The sequence below is a fragment of the Bacillus sp. Marseille-Q3570 genome, from assembly GCF_946151055.1.
GTDB lineage: Bacteria > Bacillota > Bacilli > Bacillales > Fictibacillaceae > Pseudalkalibacillus.
The window spans coordinates 82,230-100,641 of record NZ_CAMGYZ010000009.1 but is presented as its reverse complement, the minus strand read 5'-3'; the positions used below and the strand labels follow the sequence as shown (position 1 = coordinate 100,641).

The following is an 18,412-nucleotide window of genomic DNA, read 5'->3' as shown; positions in this document are numbered from 1 at the left end:
GATTAAGGTTGGTTACGATTCATTTCTTGGATGAAAAAGAAGGCCATTATTTGTTTAAAAGAATTACTAAATTACTTAATAATCAGCACATACCCAACCGGTCGACTCCCATAAAGATTCACTATACTGATGAGAATGCGTTGGACATTTATTTAGATCCAAGGGATCCGGTTAGTGACATGTTGAAACCTACCATATTACTTTTTCTAGCGAAACATATTATTCGTACTAGAGAAGATGCTTGGATTTTAAGGATTTTGGAAACGGAATTTCATTTCACGGATGAGGATGAGCAGCTTCAAATCTTATCCATCACACAGTCCCTGATCGAAGGTAACACTGAAAATATCCCATTAATCAAGGGGTTCCCACCGAGAGAAGATATGATCGTCAATGCATTAGAGGATTTTTTTGATTCCGAAATGATCTTTTCTTATGAATCATTTTTACAATTTCGCCTTAAACCTTACAGGGAACTTTTAACCAAATATATCGAATGTGCAATTGATGAATTTAAATTTGAACAGGAATATCAAGATTTCATCAATCAATTGAGGCAGTTCGTGAAGTCAAGGGTTTCTTTGTTTTCAACAGTACATCTGAAGTTTGAGGGGGAACGTTTCAGAATTTATAATGAACATTATTATGAACTGACGGAAACTGATATGGAACAGCTGGTGAACGGGAAAGCCAAGGCATATCTGGATGCAATCGCTTCTGATTTATTGAAGGTGCTGATTGAGATTGCACCAGAAAAAATTTATTTATATACGGATTCGGATGATGATTCGATGAACCGCACCATTCAAAATGTATTTCAAGAGCGTGTCCGTATCCTTCCAAATCGTAAATTTGCGGTAAAGTGACAAAAATATATATTTTGGTATTTTTAGGCTTGATTTTCTTTGGTAGACTGCATATAATACTACATAACAATTACCAATACCAAAGTAACGATGAGGATATGAGTCTTTTGATACTGGTTTCCAGAGAGAAGAGAATCTGCTGAAATCTCTTCACCAAGTAAAAAGCACTTACCACCTCTGAACTTCAACGGAGAACTTCCAGTAACCGTTGACGGTAAATGACCGTTAAATGATTCCAAGTGCCGGTATACGACTGCCGGAACGAGGGTGGAACCGCGAGTAGACACTCGTCCCTTTTCCAGGGATGGGTGTTTTTTTAATTCCATTTTTAACGGTAAAAAGATTTGTTTCTAGTTTGCGCAAGGCTAGTTAACTTATATTTGTATTTATTAAAGTAGGAGTGTGAATGACCATGTCAAAGGTGAAAATTACTTTTCCAGATGGAGCAGTCAAGGAGTTCGATAAAGGCGTAACAACAGAAGAAATCGCTGCGTCGATCAGTCCTGGTTTAAAAAAGAAAGCCATCGCTGGAGTACTTGATGATCAATTGCTTGATCTACGTCAACCGATAGAAGAGGATGGAGCAATAACAATTGTCATGCCCGATTCTGAAGAAGGTCTTGAAATCATTCGTCATAGTACAGCGCATCTTATGGCACAGGCGATCAAACGTGTCTTTTCCGATCAAAAAATCAAGCTTGGTGTAGGGCCTACAATCGAAAATGGTTTTTATTATGACATAGACATGGAGCACAGGCTGACTGAAGAAGACTTCCCTAAGATTGAAAAAGAAATGAAGAAAATCGTTGATGAAAACCTTGAAATCACTCGTGAAGAAGTGAGCCGTGAAGAGGCGATCAGCAGGTACGAAAATCTTGGTGACGATCTTAAAGTTGAGCTGGTAGAAGCGATTCCTGAAGGTGAAAAAATCACCTTCTATCATCAAGGAGAATTCTTCGATCTATGTCGAGGTGTCCATGTGCCGCAAACAAGCAAATTGAAGGTATTCAAATTGATGAATATCTCTGGTGCTTATTGGAGAGGTAACAGTGACAATCAAATGCTCCAACGAGTTTATGGCACTGCGTTCAATAAGAAATCTGAGCTGGAAGAGCATCTGCATTTCCTCGAAGAAGCGAAGGAACGTGACCACCGTAAACTAGGTAAAGAATTAGAGATTTTTGCGATTTCACAAAAAGTCGGTCAGGGACTGCCGATCTGGCTTCCGAAAGGTGCCACGATTCGAAGAGTCATCGAACGCTATATCGTGGATACTGAAGTGAAGCTTGGTTATGACCATGTCTACACTCCTCACCTAGGTAGTGTGGAACTTTACAAGACCTCTGGTCACTGGGATCATTATCAAGAAGATATGTATCCTCCTATTGAAATGGATAACGAACAGCTTGTACTTCGCCCGATGAATTGCCCGCATCATATGATGATTTACAAAAATGCAATGCACAGTTATCGTGACCTGCCTGTCCGTATCGCGGAACTCGGGACCATGCACCGCCATGAAATGTCAGGGGCACTCGCAGGGTTACAGCGTGTACGTTCAATGACATTGAATGATGCCCATATTTTCGTAAGACCAGATCAGTTGAAAGATGAGTTTATCCGTGTCGTCCAACTTGTCCAAAAGGTATACAAAGATTTCGGAATCAATGACTACAAGTTCCGACTGTCTTATCGTGATCCAGCTGATAAAGAAAAGTATGTCGATAATGATGAAATGTGGGAGAAAGCCCAGGCACTATTGAAAGAGACAATGGAAGATATGGATCTGAATTATGTCGAAGCGGAGGGTGAAGCAGCATTTTATGGACCAAAGCTGGATGTCCAGGTGAAGACTGCACTCGGAAAAGAGGAAACACTCTCAACAGTACAGCTTGACTTCCATTTACCAGAGCGCTTCGATTTGACTTACAAAGGAAGCGATGGGCAGGATCATCGTCCGGTCGTCATCCACAGAGGAGTCGTATCGACTATGGAACGCTTTGTCGCCTTCTTGATCGAAGAATACAAAGGGGCGCTTCCGACTTGGCTAGCACCAGTACAGGCAAAAGTAATCCCGGTTTCTGCAGTCCATATGGATTATGCATATAAAGTACAGGAAGAACTGAAGTCGAATGGTATCCGTGTCGATGTCGATTCCCGTGAAGAAAAAATCGGTTACAAGATCCGTGAGGCGCAAATGCAAAAAGTTCCTTACATGCTCGTTGTCGGTGACCAGGAGATCGAAAAGAATGCTGTCAACGTACGGAAGTACGGTGAACAGGATTCCGAAACTGTATCACTAGAAAGCTTCAAAGATAGTTTGAAAACTGAGGTTGAGCATAGTTAATAATAATGAAAAGAGCTGACCCGAAACGTCGATGAAAATTGATGTCAGGGTCGCTTTTTTTAATATCATATTGTCCAGATGGTGAACGATCGAAATTAGAGGACATCTGTTCCGTTATCTGAGACAAAAAGCAGCATTTTCAAAAATCAGAGGACAACTGTTCCGCTATTCGTGTGAAAATGGACTTTTTATCAATGGTTTTAGGTGAATAAGGTCTCTCCTGTCCACTAATAAAGGGTAGGCATCTTATGATCCAACCTTATTGTATTAATAAGAAGCTGTTGCATTTTGAAAAATAAACCTTGATTTTTGCAGAGAAATCAGGTACGCTATAAAGGTTGAAATGAAGCACTCGAGATGGCTTGACATCAGTGCGACATCGATGATATGATTCTAATGTGATATAATCGTATATTCTTGTAAAACAAGCAGAAGCACCCGCTTCTCACCTGATCGGCGTACAGATGTACAGTTGACAGGTACAATGAACCAGTTTCGATGATCAATTAAAGATCAATATCGGAAACTTTCAGTGTGGGTGTGGTATGCGCCGACGCTTTTTCTATTTGTTTTTAGTATATCAACAATAGATTTGCCTTACTTACAAGAAAAAGATTAGGTTGTAAAATTCGATGGAGGTGGCTCATTATTAGTAAGGACATGATGGTCAACGACGGCATTCGCGCTCGCGAAGTTCGCCTAATTGGCGCCAATGGAGATCAAATTGGCGTGAAATCTCGTCAAGAAGCACTTGAAATTGCAGCAAATGCAAATCTGGATCTTGTTCTTGTTGCCCCTAATGCGAAACCGCCAGTGTGCAGAATCATGGACTATGGCAAGTATCGCTATGAGCAACAGAAGAAAGAAAAAGAAGCTCGTAAGAATCAAAAGACAATTACGACGAAGGAAGTTCGTCTTAGCCCGAATATTGAAGAGCACGATTTCAACACAAAGCTTCGTAACGCGAGAAAGTTCCTTGAAAAAGGGAACAAAGTCAAAGCGTCCATCCGTTTCCGAGGACGTGCGATCACTCACTCCGAGTTAGGACGTGACGTGCTCATGCGTATGGCAAAGGAATGTGAGGATCTTAGTACGATCGAATCCAAGCCTAAAATGGAAGGCCGAAGTATGTTCTTGATTCTTGCTCCGATTGAAAGCAAATAACTTTCATATTGGACAACGAATATGAACGGAATTTCTTCGAACAAGTAACCAAAGGAGGAACTTTTACTATGCCTAAAATGAAAACTCATAAAGGGACTGCTAAACGATTCAAGAAAACTGGAAGTGGCAAATTGAAGCGTTCACACGCATTTACTAGCCATATGTTCCGTAACAAGTCTCAAAAACAAAAGCGTAAGCTACGTAAATCTGCACTTGTGTCCAGTGGAGACTACAAGCGTATCAAAGACATGATCTAAAGTGTCATAAACCGTTCAAAAAGCCACTGTTCGCCTGCTTTTTTGAACAATAATAAATACTGAAAAATACTGGAGGGATTACAATGCCAAGAGTAAAAGGTGGCTATGTAACACGTCGTCGTCGTAAACGCGTCTTAAAACTTGCTAAAGGTTATTTTGGTGCGAAACATAAATTATTTAAAGTTGCTCAACAACAAGTATTCAAATCACTACGTTATGCGTACCGTGACCGTCGTCAAAAGAAACGTGATTTCCGTAAATTATGGATCACACGTATCAACGCAGCAGCTCGTATGAATGGAATTTCATACAGTCGTATGATGCACGGATTGAAGCAAGCTGGAATCGACGTTAACCGTAAGATGCTAGCTGAACTTGCTGTAACTGATGAAAAAGCATTCGCAGAACTAGCGAACAAAGCAAAAGATAGCCTAAAAGGTTAAATAACAGGGGTTGACTATTCGTAGTCAGCCTTTTTTATATTTTATTAGTATTTTATAAAACCAACATCGCACGAAGAAAGTGCGATTTTCATTTTCGAGGAGTCTCGCACCTTGCTCTCCAATCAACTTGCACAAGGTGAGTTTTTAAAATGACTCAAAGGCAACAATCTTTTAGAAAAGAGCCAAACCAAATAATCTCTTTGATATGACGGAGAGTAGAGGTTTTGAGTACATGAAAACGCGAAAAACCGATTTTGATGTACTCATAGCACGGTTTTGAGTACATGAAAACCCGAAAAACCGATTTTGATGTACTCATAGCCCAGTTTTGAGTACATGAAAACACAAAAAAACCGATTTTGACGTACTCAAAGCCGGGTTTTACCTTGATATCGTGAATAATGCGGATCTAAAGTACGCTTTTAATTAGTTACTTAAAGAATGAGTGGAGGATGCATATGACATCAATATGTGAATTATGCGGCAGACAAGAAGTTACTACGACGGAGCATCATCTTGTGCCCCGGGAATACGGTGGTACATTCGGTGAAATAGCCCATCTATGCATCCCATGCCATAAACAGGTTCACGCTCTTTTCACAAATGAAGAACTTGCTACTTTTTATCCAGATTTAAAATCTCTTCGCACAAATGAGAAGATACACAAATACGTAAAGTGGATCCGGAAGCAGCCTGCAAGTGTGATTCCACTAACGAAAAAGTCCAATGATAAGAAAAGGAAACGAAAACAATGATCATCTATTTAGTACTAATAATCAATTTTTACGGCCTTATCATCATGTTTATCGATAAACAAAAAGCGAAAAGACAAAAATGGAGAGTTTCTGAGGTTCATTTATGGATTGTATCCCTCATAGGTGGGGCAATCGGTATTTTTACAGGCATGCAATTGTTCCGCCATAAGACGAAACACACGTCCTTTCGTATTGGAATTCCTGTTTTGATTATTCTGCAGATCGCCCTATACATCTACTTGTCCGTGAATGGTAAAGGTCTAATGACATTCTCAATCACATAAATTGAGTATGGGGGGGGATGTAAATGGAACAGCATGCGATGGAACTCATCCATTGGCTCGGTAAAAGTGGTGCATTAGCCCCGATCCTGTTTATATTCCTGCATATTTTACGGCAATTCTTATTCATTCCAGTCGGATTCATATGTATTTTAGGCGGTGTTGTTTTTGGGGTAGTGTTCGGTACAATTTACTCCATAATCGGTGTAACGTTGGTGAGCGTTTATTTTTATGCACTTGTAAAATCATTACCGAAATCATTCAGCAAAGTCATGCACATGAAAGAAAGATGGTTTGGTAAACGGTCTGAATTATCAATCGGACAAATCACCATCTTAAGATTGGTCCCATTTCTTCATTTTCATCTCATCTCATTATGTATCATTGAAATCGCAAGGAATTTTAAAGATTATACGAAGCTGTCCTTATACACAAATGTCCCTTTAGCAATCGTCTATACCTCGTTTGGAAGCTGGTTGAACAAATTGACGCTTCATTGGATGATCAGCATCCTCTGTATTCTCGCTGTGTTGTTCTACGTTTTACGGCGAAAAGAATGGGTTTACAAATGGCAGGACTTTTTTGCGGACGCAAGATGAATTTTTCCCGAACGAGTGCCGGAAATTCTCTATACGAGGATATCGGCACTTTTTGATGAACAGAATCCTTTAAGGTCCGTGTAGATCCTTGGTATACTTGATGGAGCAGTAGGAGAGGAGATACATAATGGACCTGAATTTACAGCAAATGTATAAGATGCAAAATGAACTCGATCGCCGTATTGAATCAGAACGGGGATTGGAAAACACGGATTTATTGGATAAAAAAATTCTCGCTTTGCTTGTGGAAATTGGTGAGCTTGCGAATGAAACCCGATGCTTCAAATTCTGGAGCTCGAAACCACCTTCCTCAAAAGATATCATTCTTGAAGAATACGTTGATGGCGTTCATTTCTTGCTATCGATCGGATTGATCCTTCCATTCGAGGTGCCAGAACGTGTACATATTCCGGCTAACTTTGAGGGAGAAACAATCAATGCCTTTTTGAAAGTGTATGAGAGTGTTGCCACATTCAAAAACAATCGTGAAGACATCAATAATTACAATCAATTAATGGAAGACTATCTGATGATCGGACGAATTTTAGGTTTTACCATTGAAGAGATACAAGACGCTTATTTATCAAAGAACAAGGTGAACCACACACGTCAAGATCAGGGGTATTGATAACACCACGATTAGACATCAGGAGGTTCTTCATGAAGAATTTAGATGAGACACTCACTATGCTTAAAGAGTTGACGGATGCCAAAGGGATTCCTGGCGATGAATCAGAACCGAGAGAAGTGATGAAAAAATACATCGAACCTTACGCGGATGAGGTTTATTTTGATAATCTCGGTAGTTTGGTCGCAAAAAAGCAAGGTTCTAAAAATGGTCCGAGCATCATGCTGGCAGGTCATCTGGATGAAGTCGGCTTCATGATCACACGCATCGATGATAAAGGCTTTTTGCGTTTTCAAACTGTTGGCGGCTGGTGGGGGCAAGTCTTACTTGCACAGCGTGTGACGATAAAAACCAAGAATGGTGATGTGGTCGGTGTCATTGGATCGAAACCGCCTCATATTCTCACCCCTGAAGCCAGGAAAAAGCCGGTACCTATCAAAGATATGTACATTGATATTGGCGCTACCGATAAAGAGAACGCCCTGGAAATCGGGGTCAGACCTGGAGATTCCGTTATCCCGTATTTTGAATTTACAGTTATGAGCAATCCTAAAATGTTGCTGGCTAAAGCATTTGATAATCGGATTGGTTGTGCCATCGTAGCTGAAACGATGAAACAATTGAAAAAAATCAAACACCCGAATACGGTTTATGGTGTAGGTACTGTCCAGGAAGAAGTCGGTTTACGTGGAGCAAAGACTACAGCCAATATGATCAAACCCGACATTGCATTCGCAATCGATACAGGGATTCCAGGGGACACCCCAGGGGTTACCGATCGTGATGCCTTATCTAAGCTTGGTGAAGGTCCTCAGATCATTATTTATGATGCTAAAACCATTTCCCATAAAGGATTAAGGGACTTTGTACTTGAAACAGCAGAAAAAAATAACATCCCTTATCAGATTGATACAACACCTGGCGGAGGAACAGATGCCGGGAATATCCATATCACTCATGACGGGGTTCCTGCCATATCTATTACAATGGCCACCCGTTATCTGCATACACATGCATCCATGATCCACAGGGATGATTATGATCATACGGTACGGCTTATGGTTGAACTCGTAAAAGGTCTTGATGAAAAAACAGTCCAGCAGATCGTACAATTCTAAACAAAAATAGGACCCATGAGGAGTCCTATTTTTTGTGGAACTTCGTATTATTGAAGACCTTCTGCAAGGATTTCGAGGATTTCCTTTTTTTCTGATTCATCTGAGTTCTGCCAGATGACTTCGAAAAGGACACCGAGACCAGGTAACATCTTTTCCTCACCGCTGTTGATCGCTTCCACGATTGTACTCTCTAATTCATCGTGGTTATTTCCAGAAACGTTTGCTAAAACTGCTTTTCTTAAGTTAAGATCCATACTTTTCACCTCTGATTTTCATTTAGGAATGATGTACATAGCATTTGTATGTGGATAGTTTTTATCCACTCGAATTGGATTATGTATGAATATCACGTATAATAGCATTATTATTTTCAATTAAGGAATGAAAAAGATGAACCGGATTACATCGCCTAAAAACGGACGAGTCAAGGAATGGAAAAAGTTAAAACGAAAAAAGGGCAGAGATAAAGCAGGGGCGTTCATCATCGAAGGTCCACACTTGGTTGAAGAAGCATTACTGCATAATGCGGAAGTAACGGACTTGATCGTTGAAGAATCATTTCGAATCCCTTCAGATTGGCATACAGGGAACGTGACAACGTGGATCGTTGCTCCATCTGTCATTGAAGAACTGGCTGATACCGAGTCGCCGCAAGGCATAGTCGCCATCGTCCATGCGTCAAATGACGATATGCAAATCATTTTTGATGGCACGTATATATTGCTTGATGGAATCCAGGACCCTGGTAATTTAGGGACGATCATAAGAACAGCTGACAGTGCAGGCGCTAATGGTGTGATCCTGGGTGACGGAACGGTAGACCTTTACAATAGCAAGGTACTTCGATCGACTCAGGGATCAGTATTCCACTTACCGGTTGTAAAAGGAAATATAGCGGAATGGATTATTCGGTTGAAAGAGAACGGAATCAAAGTATTCGGTACGTCGCTCCAAGGTGGTGTACCGTATACTTCCATAAAAGATACGAGCGGATATGCGCTGCTCTTAGGGAATGAGGCGAATGGGGTGCATGAAGACCTTTTAGCCAAGTCTCATCAAAACCTTTATGTGCCGATTTACGGGCAAGCGGAATCGTTAAATGTCGCAGTAGCTGCCGGTATATTGTTATATGGTCTAAAAGAACATAAATAAGGCGATAATAGTTGCAGGAACGTTTTTGATTCCTTATAATACAGTATAGTTAACTAAATCATTGATAAATAACGATGATGGAAAGTAGTACATCAAGGATCGCCATTCAGGGAGAGGACGCCAGAGACTGGGAGCGTGCTTATGGTAGATATGATGGAATTCACTCCGGAGTTGCCTTTCGAACACTGATCGATTTTTCGATGAGCTAAGATTGTGCCGGGAAACCGTTACATAATGAAGTGAACAGCTATCAGTTTTTGGCTGTTAATTAGGGTGGTAACGCGATACCTTCGTCCCTTTCTGGGATGAAGGTTTTTTTGTTGCATTTAAAGGAAGTATGAATACTTTCTTCAATATAAATGTAACGGCTCAGCTGGCGTAAAAGGCTTGCCTGCGCTAAATTTTCTTTATTATCGTTTTGCTGCTACATCGTGTAGATAAACATTTGTATCAAGGTAAGAAGATAAAGGAGGAACCAGTTATGCAAGATCGTTTGATGACCCTGCAAGGGGAAGCTGTAGAAAAGATTGAACAAGCATCTTCTTTAAAAGAATTGCAGGATATTCGTGTTGAGTATTTAGGCAAAAAAGGCCCCATTACTGAAGTCTTAAGAGGGATGGGAAAACTCCCGGCAGAAGAACGCCCTAAGATGGGACAGCTGGCTAATGAAGTAAGGGAGGCCATCACGACTAAAGTAGAAGCGAAACAAGAGAAGTTGGAAAGAGAAGAATTGGATAGACAGTTGAGTAAAGAGACAATCGATGTAACATTGCCGGGCCGCCAGGTTCGACAGGGGAATGCACATCCGCTTACTGCAGTGATCGAAGAAATTGAAGATCTTTTCATCGGAATGGGTTTTTCGGTCGCTGAGGGACCTGAGGTTGAAACCGATTATTATAACTTCGAGGCTTTGAATCTTCCGAAAAACCACCCTGCAAGAGATATGCAGGACTCATTCTTCATCACGGAAGACTTGTTACTACGGACACAGACGTCTCCGGTTCAAGCGCGGACTATGGAAAAACACAAAGGGAAAGGTCCTGTCAAAATCATCAGTCCTGGTAAGGTCTACCGCCGTGATACGGATGATGCGACACACTCCCACCAATTTATGCAGATAGAAGGACTTTTAGTTGATAAAAACATCCGGATGAGTGATTTGAAAGGGACATTAACATTATTTGCGCAGAAATTGTTTGGAGAAGACCGTGAAATTCGTCTGCGCCCAAGCTTTTTCCCATTCACTGAACCGTCTGTGGAAGTCGATGTCTCTTGTTTTAAATGTCACGGATCAGGCTGTTCAATCTGTAAAAAAACCGGATGGATTGAAATTCTAGGTTCTGGTATGGTCCATCCGACTGTACTTGAAATGGCTAGATTCGATCCAAAAGAGTACACAGGTTTCGCATTCGGTATGGGACCAGAACGGATAGCGATGCTGAAATACGGAATTGATGATATCCGTCATTTTTATTCGAATGATCTTAGGTTCCTGGAACAATTCAAACGAGCATGAAATTTAGGTTCGATTCATAATTATTGATTTTTGCGAAATATTTCTCACACGGGCGGATCCGCAAACCTCCTCGCTCCTCCGTCCCTGCGGGGCTCGCCTTGATCGCTTTTCCCGCAGAGTGCCACAAATTTCGCTTAAATCAATTTTTAATCATTCATAAACATTAAATATGGGGAGTGTAATTCATGTTAGTATCCTATAATTGGTTAAAAGAATATGTGGATCTCGACGGTATTCAACCTGATGAGCTTGCTGATCGTATAACGAAAAGCGGTATCGAAGTGGAAGGTGTCGAGTCTTTGAATCAAGGCATTTCTGGTGTGGTTGTCGGTCATGTTGAAAAGTGTGAACAACATCCTGATGCTGATAAATTGAATGTGTGTCAAGTGAACATTGGGGAAGGTGAACCAGTACAGATCATTTGCGGGGCTCCTAATGTAGCTGCTGGACAAAATGTTCCGGTTGCAACAGTCGGGGCCGTCCTCCCTGGTAATTTCAAAATCAAAAAGGCGAAACTTCGCGGTGAAGTTTCCAATGGTATGATCTGTTCATTAGAAGAACTAGGTGTCGATGCCAAAATGGTACCTAAAGAATTTGCGGACGGCATTTATGTGATGCAGGAAGAAGCAGAGATCGGAAAGAATGCGCTCTCCTATCTGAATTTAGACGATCATATTTTAGAACTAGGTCTTACACCGAACCGTGCTGATTGTTTGAATATGATTGGTGTTGCATATGAAACTGCAGCAGTCTTTGAAAGAAAACTGACATTACCAAAGCCGACATTGAATGAAAATAGTGAATCGGCATCGGATTATGTTTCAGTACAGGTTGAAAATTACGAAGATAATCCATATTATGGGGCAAAAGTAATCCGAAATATTAAAGTCGGACCATCACCTGAATGGATGCAAAACCGTTTGATATCAGCTGGAATCCGTCCAATCAATAACGTCGTTGATATTACAAACTATGTCCTGCTTGAATATGGCCAACCGCTTCATGCATTTGATTATGACCGTTTTGGATCAAAGGAAGTGCTTGTCCGACGATCAGCACCAGGAGAAGAAATCAAGACATTAGATGATGAAAATCGCAAGCTTGAGGGACACCATCTAGTCATTACGAACGGTAAACAGCCAGTCGCTGTTGCTGGTGTGATGGGTGGAGCAGATTCAGAGGTTTCAGATGAAACGACGACGATTTTACTGGAAGCTGCTTTCTTCAACCCTTCTATTGTCCGTCAATCTTCAAAAGACCTTGGACTGCGCAGTGAATCATCTACACGATTTGAAAAAGGAATTGACCGCAACCGTGTCTATGAAGCAGCCAATCGTGCTGCAGAATTGATGGCCGAATTTGCGGGTGGTGAAGTTCTTCAAGGGATTGTAGAAGCAGGACCGAGATTCGTCGATCCAGAAACAGTGATTGTTCGTGGTGAACGGGCAAATAAAGTATTAGGTACATCGATAGAAACAAGTGAAATTCATGAGATCTTTGATCGACTTGCGTTTTCATACGATAACGAAGGGGATGAGTTCAGGGTCGAAGTACCAGCCAGACGTCCGGATATCACGTTGGAAGAAGATCTGATTGAGGAAATCGGACGAATTTATGGCTATGATAAGATCCCTGCAACACTCCCTGAAGGTGCGACAACAACTGGAGGTCTGACTCCGGCTCAAACGAAAAGACGTAAAGTACGTCGTTACCTGGAAAGCGTCGGACTTTATCAAGCACTTACGTATTCACTTACTACGAAGGAGAAGGCAAACGCTTATCACGGTTTGGCTACAGAAGAGGATCCGGCTTACATTTCTGTATCGATGCCGATGAGTGAAGAGCGGGCAGTTTTACGTCGTACCATGTTGCCGCAACTATTGGAAGTTGTGCAATATAACCAGAACCGTCAGTTGAACGATGTGGCCATTTTTGAAGTCGGATCAACCTATTTATCAGATGAGAATAACTTGACAAAACTCCCGAATGAGCATCAGAAGCTTGCTGGCGCTTTCTCCGGTTTATGGCATTCGCATCCTTGGCAGCAAGAAAAGAAACCTGTTGATTTTTATGTCGTCAAAGGTGTTCTGGACGGTATGTTCAAAAAGCTTGGTGTAAGTGAACGAATTGAATATCAACAGGCTAAACGGGATGGATTCCATCCTGGTCGTACAGCGATCGTCTTGCTTGATGGAAAACAGATCGGGGTTGTCGGACAATTGCATCCTGCTGATCAAAAAGAGTGGGATGTAAAAGAAACATATCTATTCGAGCTTGATTTGGATGTAGTGTTTGAAACGGATGTAGAGCCGGTAGTATATTCAGCTTTACCACGTTATCCGTCGATTTCACGAGATATCGCTTTGATCCTTGATCAGGATGTCCGTGCTGGGGATGTCCAATCTGGTATTAGAGCCGCAGGTGGGGAGTTATTAAAAGAGGTGTCCATCTTCGACCTCTATGAAGGGGAGCACATGGATGAGGGGAAAAAATCAGTTGCATTTTCTCTTACCTATTACAATCCTGAAAAAACTCTGACAGATGAAGATGTTGAAAGCGTACACAGTAAAGTCCTCAGTTACGTGAAAGATAAATTCAATGCAACAATGAGAGGCTGATAGGAGAAAAGGGTAGACACCTGAGTGGCGTCTACTCTTCTTTTCATTTATCTCTTTTCTAAAAGTTTGTCGCTTTTGGGTCATTCTTGTGCAAGTGGATTGGAGAGGAAGGTGCGAGACTCCTGCGGGATCAGCGTGCCTACTACCTGAATAATCTCCTCGCAAGGCATGCGACGAGGAAGCTCGTTTCGACAGGACTTTCTTGTAGACGCAGGAGCACAAATGCTCCCTGGAAAGGAGACTCCTGAGGTCGCAAGGCGACGAGTGGGCTAACCGCACGCCCCGCGGAAAGCGAGCATCCTGGAGCGGAAAGTAACGACTTTCAAGAGAACAAAGTTTGCGAACACAGCATTTCATTTTGGAGATTAGTATTAATAAAGACTGAATAGTGAGGGATGTTTTGTGAACCGAATGAAAAATTCCAAATCGAATTTTTCTCGGTGAGTCTTTAATGTTATCCCTTACGCTTTTGTTGAGCTAGCTTCAATGCTTTGTGTGTATTGGCGAAATGTGCTTTACTCACCTTCTTCAAACCATCTATGCCATGCTTGAAGATGATCTTTGCCGCAGCTTCATCGACATGTGGACCAGCTCCTTTAGGAAGCGGAAGACCGACCGAATCGGATAAATCATCCATCTTTTTGAGAAAAGCATAACGGGCGATGATTGAGGCTGCAGCTACAGAGAGGTGGAGCGCTTCTGCTTTCGTTTCAAAATAGATGGGAGGTTTTTTACCAGGTTGTGAATTAGTGTGTCTGAAATAAATCTCTGGTTCGCAAAATTGATCGATTAAGATACCATCAACATTATCTGGATTTGATACCTTTTGAAGCACATTGCTGATCGCCTTCTGATGGAGCTTCGCTTTCATTTTACCCTGTGACATCCCTTTACTTTGCAGTTCATTGTACTTCGGATTGTCGAGCACTAACAGGCTGTATGGGATACTTTGAATAAGATCCTTTGCGATTTCGATGATTTGCGGATCCTTCAGTAGTTTTGAATCCTTTACTCCCAACTCCTTGACAAGCGGAAGTTGTTCTATTGAAACGAAAGCGGCTACGACAGTGATTGGTCCGAAAAAATCACCTGTGCCCACTTCATCCGATCCGATCATGGACATTGATCCCACTTGTTCAGGAGGCAGATAAGCATGCTTCTTCCGGCCCTTTACCTCTTTTGTTTTTAAAACAGTATCTCCTTCACTCCACCTCGAGGATTCTTGTTCAGCAGCAGGACCCTGGAATAGGATTTTTCCTGATTTGTAAGCAGTGATCGTACAACCTTCCACTTTTGCGACAAATAAACCTCCCTGAGGAACATTCGATTGTATGTATGGGTGATATTCATTTTTTATTTTATTGAGTTGTGCTTGATCCAATTTCAATACGGCATGAGACATTCCATCAGTCACCTTCGTTCTTTTAGTATAGGATTTGTGAAATAATACTGTTGATTTCTTACTATGTGTGATTAAAGTGAATTTGCGTCACTCCTACGGGAAAAAGCGGGCCAAGCGAGACCATGAATCCATGATTTAAATTATCGGACATCAGAGCCGTTATTTGTGACAAAACCGCTGTTTCTGAAACTTTAACGGACACCACAGCTGTTATTTGTGAACAAAGTATCTGATTTCCTATGATATTTACGAAATAAGGTCCCTGATGTCCGTTAAGTTTGTAAATTTCAATTATATTGGCCAAATAAGGTCTCCTGTGTCCGTTAACGGGTCAGTGCAACTTGGTTTCAGCGTGGATAATGTGCGAAAGTAAGTTTTCGCAGGAAGTATATCTATCCAGCGACCAGTCATGTTGACATAATATCGTAAAGTTCACTTGATTTCCTCTTAACGATAAGACCTAACACAATTATAACGGAGGCGGTCGAGGCATGCGAATAGAAATAGGTTGAAATTGCATTAACATATTAAGTAAAATGAAATGGAAGGATTATCGTTTTGTAATAATATGTCAAACCGTGGAGTCTCATTATTCCCATTCTCAGTAGTTCGTGTTAAGATAATGATTAGTTATTTTCGAGTTAGGAGGCTTTTGGGTGTCTAACGGTAATCGAACGATTGTACATATTTATGGTCAGCAATACACCATTGTTGGAGAAGAAGATGCAGGACATGTCAACAGAGTAGCATCGATTGTCGATAAGAAAATGAGAGAAATTCGACATCAAAGCAATAATCTTGATGCAAAGCAACTAGCTGTTTTGACAGCCGTCAATATTACGAGTGATTATTTGAAATTACAAGAACGTGTCAGGCAATTAGAGAAACAGAAAGAGGAATAACAAATGATTGATTTGATTTTAATAGGGGTATTGGTGGTAGGTTTCTTCATCGGTCTTAGAAGGGGATTGATCCTGCAGCTTGTCCATTTGACTGGGTTCATTGCTGCATTTATCATCGCTTATCTTTATTTCGATGAATTAGCTCCAAAACTGAGGCTGTGGATTCCGTATCCAACTGTGTCAGAGGAAAGCAGCCTCGCGATTTTCATGAATGCTGGATTTTTAGAGGATGCGTATTATCGTGCAATTGCGTTTGCGATGTTGTTCTTTGCTACAAAGATCCTTTTGCAGATTTTAGGTTCGATGTTGGACTTCCTGGCGGACCTTCCTATATTGAGGACGATCAATGGCTGGTTGGGAGGCGTGTTAGGTTTCGTAGAGGTGTATTTGGTCATCTTCCTTTTCCTATACATTGCTGCCCTTGTTCCGCTTACCTCGGTTCAGTCAGCTATGGGGGATTCTGTTATTGCAAAAGCGATGGTAGAGCATACACCGGTATTTTCTGAAAAAATAAAAAGCATGTGGATCGCTGAAATCAATACGAAGATCTAACTGGCAAAGGGGCTGACACTTATAAGTCATGCCCTTTTTCTACATGCACAACCTTTTGAACAAGTTCTTAAAGAGGGGGGTCATCTGATGAACAAAAAGCAAATTATTAGGATTTTGGAGCAGATTGCTCTATACCTTGAGATAAAAGGTGAAAACAGCTTTAAAGTTTCGGCTTATCGAAGAGCTGCACAGGCATTGGAAAGTGATTCGAGGACCATTTCTGAAATGGACGACCTATCAAAAATAAAAGGGATCGGGAAAGGGACATTATCCGTTATCGAAGAAATTATAGAAACCGGAGAGTCCTCGTTGCTGGAAGAGTTGAAAGAAGATTTGCCAGCAGGTTTGCTCAGTTTGATCCATCTGCCTGGGCTCGGTGGTAAGAAGATCGCAAAGCTTTATAATGAGCTTGGCGTAACAGACATCCGATCATTGAAAGAAGTTTGTGAACAAAATAAAGTACAATCAATGCAAGGGTTCGGTAAGAAAACAGAAGAGAAGATCCTTGCAGCTATCGAAGACTTCGGCAAGCGTCCTGAACGTCTTCCAATCGCGATGATGTTGCCGATTGCGGACCGAATTGAAGAACAACTTGAATTGCTGGATGGTGTTGAGCGTTATTCCAGGGCAGGAAGTGTACGCCGTTATAGTGAAACGATCAAGGATATCGATTTAATCATCGGTACCCAAGTTGCTGAGAAAGTCGCTCCACAGCTCGAAAAGCTTGAAAACGTAACGGAGGTCATCGCTTCTGGGACGACGAAGGTATCAGTAGTCGTCACCTATGATTATGATATTTCGGTCGATTTCCGTCTGGTAAAACCTGAAGAATTTGCATCAACACTGCATCATTTTACAGGCTCGAAAGAACACAATGTAAAGATGAGACAGCTTGCGAAGGAACGCTCTGAAAAAATAAGTGAATATGGTGTTGAGGATTCTGAAACAGGGGAGATCAAGACTTTTGAAACCGAAGAAGCATTTTTCAACCACTTCGGATTGGAATTCATACCTCCTCAAGTCCGGCAAGGAAAAAACGAACTTGAACTTTTTAAAAACAAAGTCGATTATCTGAAACTAGAAGATATTAAGAGTGATCTCCATATGCATACGACGTGGAGTGATGGTGCAAATTCCATTGAAGAGATGGCTGAAGCAGCTAGACATAGAGGATACAGCCATATCGTCATCACAGACCATTCTCAATATTTACGTGTCGCTAATGGTCTGACACCGGAACGGATCAAAGAACAACAAGAAGAAATCCGAAGAGTAAATGAGAAATGGGATGATATCACGATATTTTCCGGCATTGAGATGGATATATTACCGGATGGATCATTGGATTATGACGACTCTCTATTAGCAGAGTTGGATTTTGTCATTGCGTCGATCCATTCATCCTTCTCACAAAATGAAGAAAAAATTATGAAACGTTTGGAAACGGCATTCAATAATCCTCATGTGGATCTTATTGCACATCCAACTGGAAGGATCATTGGACGGCGAAATGGATATCCTGTGGATTTCGACCGTTTGATTCATATGGCTGCTGAAACAAATACTGCGCTGGAATTGAATGCGAATCCAAACAGGTTGGACCTGGCTCCGAGATGGCTTGAAAAAGCTCAGGAGAATGGGGTTAAGCTGTCAATCAATACCGATGCCCACGTCAGGGATACCTTGGATCATATGGAGATCGGGGTATGTGTCGGTCAACAGGCGTTGTTGAAAAAAGAAAATGTCCTGAACGCTTACAGTTTGGAAGAATTCAAAACTTTCTTAGACAGGCATAAGTAAGTGAATGTTAAC

At 41.4% G+C, this 18,412-nt stretch carries 18 protein-coding genes and 2 other annotated features; of the genes, 16 read left to right on the top strand and 2 right to left on the bottom strand.

Annotation, left to right across the window (positions count from 1 at the left end; translation table 11 throughout):
- The first annotated feature begins 8 nt into the window (after positions 1 to 8).
- The 10 genes from ytxC (at position 9) to N8M93_RS15135 (ending at position 8,458) form a co-directional block, all read left to right on the top strand.
- Complete coding sequence (ytxC, locus tag N8M93_RS15180; RefSeq protein WP_261133202.1) at positions 9 to 866, top strand: sporulation protein YtxC; 858 nt, start codon at positions 9 to 11, stop codon at positions 864 to 866.
- Positions 867 to 944: 78 nt separating this feature from the next.
- Positions 945 to 1,164 (top strand) — a binding site (T-box leader).
- A gap of 114 nt (positions 1,165 to 1,278) precedes the next feature.
- Entirely contained in the window at positions 1,279 to 3,213 is a 1,935-nt protein-coding gene (gene thrS, locus N8M93_RS15175; protein WP_261133201.1) for a threonine--tRNA ligase, read from the top strand.
- Between the two features lie 420 nt (positions 3,214 to 3,633).
- Positions 3,634 to 3,782: a sequence feature (ribosomal protein L20 leader region), on the top strand.
- Positions 3,783 to 3,858: 76 nt separating this feature from the next.
- Complete coding sequence (infC, locus tag N8M93_RS15170) at positions 3,859 to 4,377, top strand: translation initiation factor IF-3 (protein ID WP_261133319.1); 519 nt, start codon at positions 3,859 to 3,861, stop codon at positions 4,375 to 4,377.
- Positions 4,378 to 4,445: 68 nt separating this feature from the next.
- Positions 4,446 to 4,634, top strand: coding sequence for a 50S ribosomal protein L35 (gene rpmI / locus N8M93_RS15165; RefSeq protein WP_225064171.1), 189 nt, complete (start codon positions 4,446 to 4,448; stop codon positions 4,632 to 4,634).
- Positions 4,635 to 4,717: 83 nt separating this feature from the next.
- Positions 4,718 to 5,077: a 50S ribosomal protein L20 gene (gene rplT / locus N8M93_RS15160; RefSeq protein WP_221566353.1), complete on the top strand. Its 360-nt coding sequence runs from the start codon at positions 4,718 to 4,720 to the stop codon at positions 5,075 to 5,077.
- 458 nt (positions 5,078 to 5,535) lie between these two features.
- Entirely contained in the window at positions 5,536 to 5,832 is a 297-nt protein-coding gene (locus N8M93_RS15155) for an HNH endonuclease (protein ID WP_396125613.1), read from the top strand.
- Complete coding sequence (locus tag N8M93_RS15150; RefSeq protein WP_261133198.1) at positions 5,829 to 6,116, top strand: DUF1294 domain-containing protein; 288 nt, start codon at positions 5,829 to 5,831, stop codon at positions 6,114 to 6,116. The genes N8M93_RS15155 and N8M93_RS15150 overlap by 4 nt, the downstream gene beginning before the upstream one ends.
- Before the next feature lie 23 nt (positions 6,117 to 6,139).
- Positions 6,140 to 6,712 (top strand): TVP38/TMEM64 family protein, encoded by a 573-nt coding sequence (locus tag N8M93_RS15145; protein WP_261133196.1) that lies wholly within the window; start codon positions 6,140 to 6,142, stop codon positions 6,710 to 6,712.
- 127 nt (positions 6,713 to 6,839) lie between these two features.
- On the top strand, positions 6,840 to 7,340 hold the full coding sequence (locus N8M93_RS15140; protein WP_314728291.1) for a dUTP diphosphatase: 501 nt from the start codon (positions 6,840 to 6,842) through the stop codon (positions 7,338 to 7,340).
- A gap of 32 nt (positions 7,341 to 7,372) precedes the next feature.
- Complete coding sequence (locus N8M93_RS15135) at positions 7,373 to 8,458, top strand: M42 family metallopeptidase (protein WP_261133195.1); 1,086 nt, start codon at positions 7,373 to 7,375, stop codon at positions 8,456 to 8,458.
- A gap of 47 nt (positions 8,459 to 8,505) precedes the next feature.
- Here the strand turns inward: N8M93_RS15135 and sspI are convergent, their stop codons facing one another.
- Positions 8,506 to 8,712, bottom strand: a complete 207-nt coding sequence (gene sspI, locus N8M93_RS15130) for a small acid-soluble spore protein SspI (protein WP_261133193.1) — start codon at positions 8,710 to 8,712, stop codon at positions 8,506 to 8,508.
- 136 nt (positions 8,713 to 8,848) lie between these two features.
- On the opposite strand from sspI, the gene N8M93_RS15125 reads away from it, so the two are divergent.
- The 3 genes from N8M93_RS15125 (at position 8,849) to pheT (ending at position 13,744) form a co-directional block, all read left to right on the top strand.
- The gene (locus tag N8M93_RS15125) at positions 8,849 to 9,610 is read left to right on the top strand and encodes an RNA methyltransferase (RefSeq protein ID WP_261133191.1); all 762 of its coding nucleotides are present in this window, start codon (positions 8,849 to 8,851) and stop codon (positions 9,608 to 9,610) included.
- Positions 9,611 to 10,091: 481 nt separating this feature from the next.
- Positions 10,092 to 11,126: a phenylalanine--tRNA ligase subunit alpha gene (gene pheS / locus N8M93_RS15120; RefSeq protein ID WP_261133189.1), complete on the top strand. Its 1,035-nt coding sequence runs from the start codon at positions 10,092 to 10,094 to the stop codon at positions 11,124 to 11,126.
- A 185-nt stretch (positions 11,127 to 11,311) separates the two neighbouring features.
- Positions 11,312 to 13,744, top strand: a complete 2,433-nt coding sequence (gene pheT / locus N8M93_RS15115) for a phenylalanine--tRNA ligase subunit beta (RefSeq protein ID WP_261133187.1) — start codon at positions 11,312 to 11,314, stop codon at positions 13,742 to 13,744.
- Positions 13,745 to 14,198: 454 nt separating this feature from the next.
- Here pheT and rnhC read toward each other — a convergent pair whose 3' ends face one another.
- Positions 14,199 to 15,146, bottom strand: a complete 948-nt coding sequence (gene rnhC, locus N8M93_RS15110) for a ribonuclease HIII (RefSeq protein WP_261133185.1) — start codon at positions 15,144 to 15,146, stop codon at positions 14,199 to 14,201.
- Between the two features lie 656 nt (positions 15,147 to 15,802).
- On the opposite strand from rnhC, the gene zapA reads away from it, so the two are divergent.
- The 3 genes from zapA to polX all read left to right on the top strand — a co-directional run bounded on the left by zapA (position 15,803) and on the right by polX (position 18,400).
- A complete protein-coding gene (zapA, locus tag N8M93_RS15105) occupies positions 15,803 to 16,048 on the top strand; it encodes a cell division protein ZapA (RefSeq protein ID WP_221566345.1) in 246 nt (81 codons plus the stop codon).
- A 3-nt stretch (positions 16,049 to 16,051) separates the two neighbouring features.
- The gene (locus N8M93_RS15100; RefSeq protein ID WP_221566344.1) at positions 16,052 to 16,600 is read left to right on the top strand and encodes a CvpA family protein; all 549 of its coding nucleotides are present in this window, start codon (positions 16,052 to 16,054) and stop codon (positions 16,598 to 16,600) included.
- Positions 16,601 to 16,687: 87 nt separating this feature from the next.
- Complete coding sequence (polX, locus tag N8M93_RS15095) at positions 16,688 to 18,400, top strand: DNA polymerase/3'-5' exonuclease PolX (RefSeq protein WP_261133182.1); 1,713 nt, start codon at positions 16,688 to 16,690, stop codon at positions 18,398 to 18,400.
- Positions 18,401 to 18,412: the final 12 nt, after the last annotated feature.